The organism is Nonomuraea sp. NPDC049784 (assembly GCF_040659615.1).
Classification (GTDB): Bacteria; Actinomycetota; Actinomycetes; order Streptosporangiales; family Streptosporangiaceae; genus Nonomuraea.
The window spans coordinates 1-3,229 of sequence record NZ_JBFAMX010000878.1; the positions used below are offsets into that span (position 1 = coordinate 1).

Annotated in this window: 3 protein-coding genes and 1 pseudogene; all 4 read left to right on the forward strand. The window is 68.3% G+C overall.

Features of this window, described 5'->3' with window-relative positions; genetic code table 11:
- Positions 1-122: 122 nt before the first annotated feature.
- Positions 123-779, forward strand: coding sequence for a TetR/AcrR family transcriptional regulator (locus tag AB0J09_RS60285; protein ID WP_360712790.1), 657 nt, complete (start codon positions 123-125; stop codon positions 777-779).
- A gap of 670 nt (positions 780-1,449) precedes the next feature.
- On the forward strand, positions 1,450-2,370 hold the full coding sequence (locus AB0J09_RS60290) for a DUF6192 family protein (RefSeq protein WP_360712792.1): 921 nt from the start codon (positions 1,450-1,452) through the stop codon (positions 2,368-2,370).
- A 79-nt stretch (positions 2,371-2,449) separates the two neighbouring features.
- On the forward strand, positions 2,450-2,827 hold the full coding sequence (locus AB0J09_RS60295) for a hypothetical protein (RefSeq protein WP_360712794.1): 378 nt from the start codon (positions 2,450-2,452) through the stop codon (positions 2,825-2,827).
- Positions 2,828-2,830: 3 nt separating this feature from the next.
- Positions 2,831-3,142, forward strand: a pseudogene (locus AB0J09_RS60300) (transposase); the annotation flags it as partial.
- Positions 3,143-3,229 lie beyond the last annotated feature (87 nt).

Consider the following 3,229-nt stretch of genomic DNA (forward strand, 5'->3'; position numbering starts at 1 on the left):
GGCGCCGGGCGGCAGGCTCGGCGCCGGCGAAGCCCAGCGGGTACACATGCCACCAGATGGCATGCTCAATCCACGACGTCACGCTAGTGAGCTTAGCTCAGTAGCGCGTGTAAAGTCGATGTATGCCACGAACGGATCGGCGGCCCCGTCAGCGGCTCGGCGTGGACGCACGCAGGCAGGCCATCCTGCGCGCCGCAGGGGAAGCGTTCTCTCGCGCCGGGTACGACCAGGTGTCCGTGGACCAGGTAGCCGAGGTGGCCGGAGCGTCCCAAGCCCTGGTGCATCGCTACTTCGGCAGCAAGAGCAGCCTCTACCTGGCGGTGGTCGAGGCCGCGGTCGACCGGCTGCTCGATCGGCAGCGTGCCGCCGACGCCGCCCTCGGGCCCGGCGCGCCGGCCCGGGATCGGCTCGCGGCCAGCATTCGGGTCTATCTGGACACGGTCAAGGAGTGGGGTGCCGGCTGGCGCGGCCCGTTCCTGGCGCCGAGCGGCGAGCCCGCCGAGGCCGCCGCCATCCGCCTCCGCACTCGGCAGACGTATGTCCGGCTCCTTCATGAAGTGCTCGAGGTGGACGACGTGGAAGGAGTGGACTACGCGCTGCACGGATATCTCGGCTTCCTGGACGCCGCCTGCCTGGCCTGGTCGAAGGCCGGCTACCCGGACTCGCATCGCCGCCTGCTCACCAACCAGGCCCTAGCGGCCCTCGACGGCGCCCTCCATCCACCCTCCCACAGGGCGTGTCCAGGTCCGCCCGCAACATCCGATCGATCAACGCCTTGAACGGATCCAGCCGCGACGGCTGGGGCGGCAATGGGCTTGCGTGGCTCGGTCAGATCGACGCCTCACCCCTGAGAGGGTGTTGCTGAACTCTTGATCTCGGACACCACCGTCCCCGGGATGAATGGAAGGCATGAGAGAGGGCCGGGGACGTGGGTGCGGTGGTCGTGGCCCTGAGGGTCCTGGTGCTCATGCTGAGGGTTGAGCCAGTGTGGTGGCATGCCGGTGACGGACGGGCGGTGTTGCCCGGCCTGTGGGACTCGTCTGCCTGGGTGGATGCGCTGGGACGCGGTGTTCTGCTCGGATGCGTGCCGTGCTCGGCAGCGGTGGTTGTTGCTGAGGATCCGGGCCAGGGTTGGGGTGATTCAGAACGCCTCACCGGAGCGGACGATCGCTTGTCCGGAGTGCTCGCGGTCGTGGCTGGAGGGTGTGGATCATCCGGTGGGCACGATCTATTGCTCTCCGCGTTGCCGGACTGCCGGCTGGCGGCGTCGCAGAGGCGGTGAGAACAGCGTCACGGTGACGGTGTTCTCTTCGGATCGTTGATTGCGAATTGTCCTCATATGGCCGGGCGGAGATAGGTCTGTAACCAGGGCATTGTCACCGATTGTGTGCGGGTGGAGACTTCGCGCTAGCACTCGTAGAAGGGTGCTCGGACGCGAGGAGGGGCGCGATGACCACCATGATCGGGAAGGTGACGCAGGAGCGGTACGAGCAGTTGGTCGCCGACGGGCTGGAGCAGCTCGCCGTCCAGGGACGAACACAGCTTCTGCTGGGCGATCTCGCCCTGGAGATCGAGCCGATCAGCCAGCGAGGCGGGTCGCACGCCGGCCCGGGCGAGGAGCCGTTCGGCGTCCGGCAGACGCTGGCCCAGTACGCCGAAGACCTGGACATGCCGCTGGCCACCCTGCTCGACAACCGGTGGGTGGCCTCGCGCTGGCCCAAGGAGCGCCGCCAGCATGGCGTGTCCTACGTCGTGCACAAGGCGCTGGCCGCGATCGCGGACGAGGACGTGCGCTTCGCCAAGATCCTCGACCCGCCCTGGCACGAGAAGTCCAAGACCCACCGGTGGACGCAGGACGCCGCCAAGCGGGAGGTCGGCCAGCGGGTCAACCACCCCACCACCGTTCAGGAGAAGGTCAACAAGGTCCACGACCTGCTGGAGGATGAGCAGGTCGCGGCCCGGGTGGCGACCGATCTGCTGCGCCAGCCGCAGGTGGTGTCAGAGGTCGTCGAGGACCAGACCGCGATGCACCTGGTCAACCGGGCCCAAGTCGACCGTTCCCATCGAATCGCGGCGCAGCGGCTGGAGGCCGTGCCCCAGCCGACCAGGCAGGCAATCCAGCAGGCGCGGGAACAGGTGCGCCACAACCGGGAGTACGTCGACCTGGTCGGCGCTTGCGCCACGTTCGTGGCGGCGGCCGGCCGGATCGTGCCGACGCTGCGCGGGCATTCCTTCACCGAGGAGGAGCGTGAGCGGGTGCACGCCAACCTGGCACGCGTGCGCGGCGCGACGGAATGGATCGGCCAGGCGATCGATGCCGGCGACCTGTCCTTGGATGAGGGCCTGGCCGCGCTGCTGCGGGGCGAGTGAGCCCGTGATGGCCTCCTCCACGCCAGGACGGGGGCAGCGAGGCAGACTGCCGACGAACGTGTGTGGTGAGCGAGTGCGGATGGCGCTGATGGAAGCGCGTCCGGCCGGTCTGACCACCCGGCAGTTGGTTGCCGCGACCGTGATGAGCCCTTACCAGGTCCGCAAGGGCATCTTGTGGATCAAGGAAGTGGCCGCGCGCGAGCATCTGACCCCGCTCGTCTATACCGCGAAGGGCGGCTACCGGTTTCCCGCCGATTCCGCCGACTGGGTGGCCTACGAGAAAGCGCAGTTCGCTGCCGCGCTGACCCGGATCAGCCGGCTACTCGACGGCACGATCACTCCGCACGCCATGAAGTACCCCGACGACAGGTGGGCCCACTTCGTCCTGGCCCAGGCCACCAGCCTGCAGTCCACGCTGGACATGCTGACCAACGGTCATGCGCCGGTTGGAGGCTGAGTGATGCGCCCGCGACGCTACCCCTCCGACACCAGTGCCGCCGAGTGGGCGCTGTTGGAGCGGCTTCTCCCGGTCCCGGCCTGTCACACTCCCACCGGCGGCAGGCCGGAAAAGCATCACCGCCGTGACGTGGTGGATGCGATTCGTTATCTGGTGGCCAACGGGTGCACCTGGCGAGCGATCCCGTCCGACTTCCCACCGTGGGCCACGATTTACGGGCACTTCGCGCGCTGGGCGCGGCAGGGGGTGGTCAGCCAGATCCGGGACCAGCTGCGCCGCGCGATCCGGCTGCGCAAGGGCCGCTGTCCTAGGGCCTGTTTCAGAAGTCGGGTGAGGAGTCTCGGCTGAGGGCTGCGTGTGCTCGAGATGCCTGAGCAGTCCATATGGTGACGTCGGTAGCGA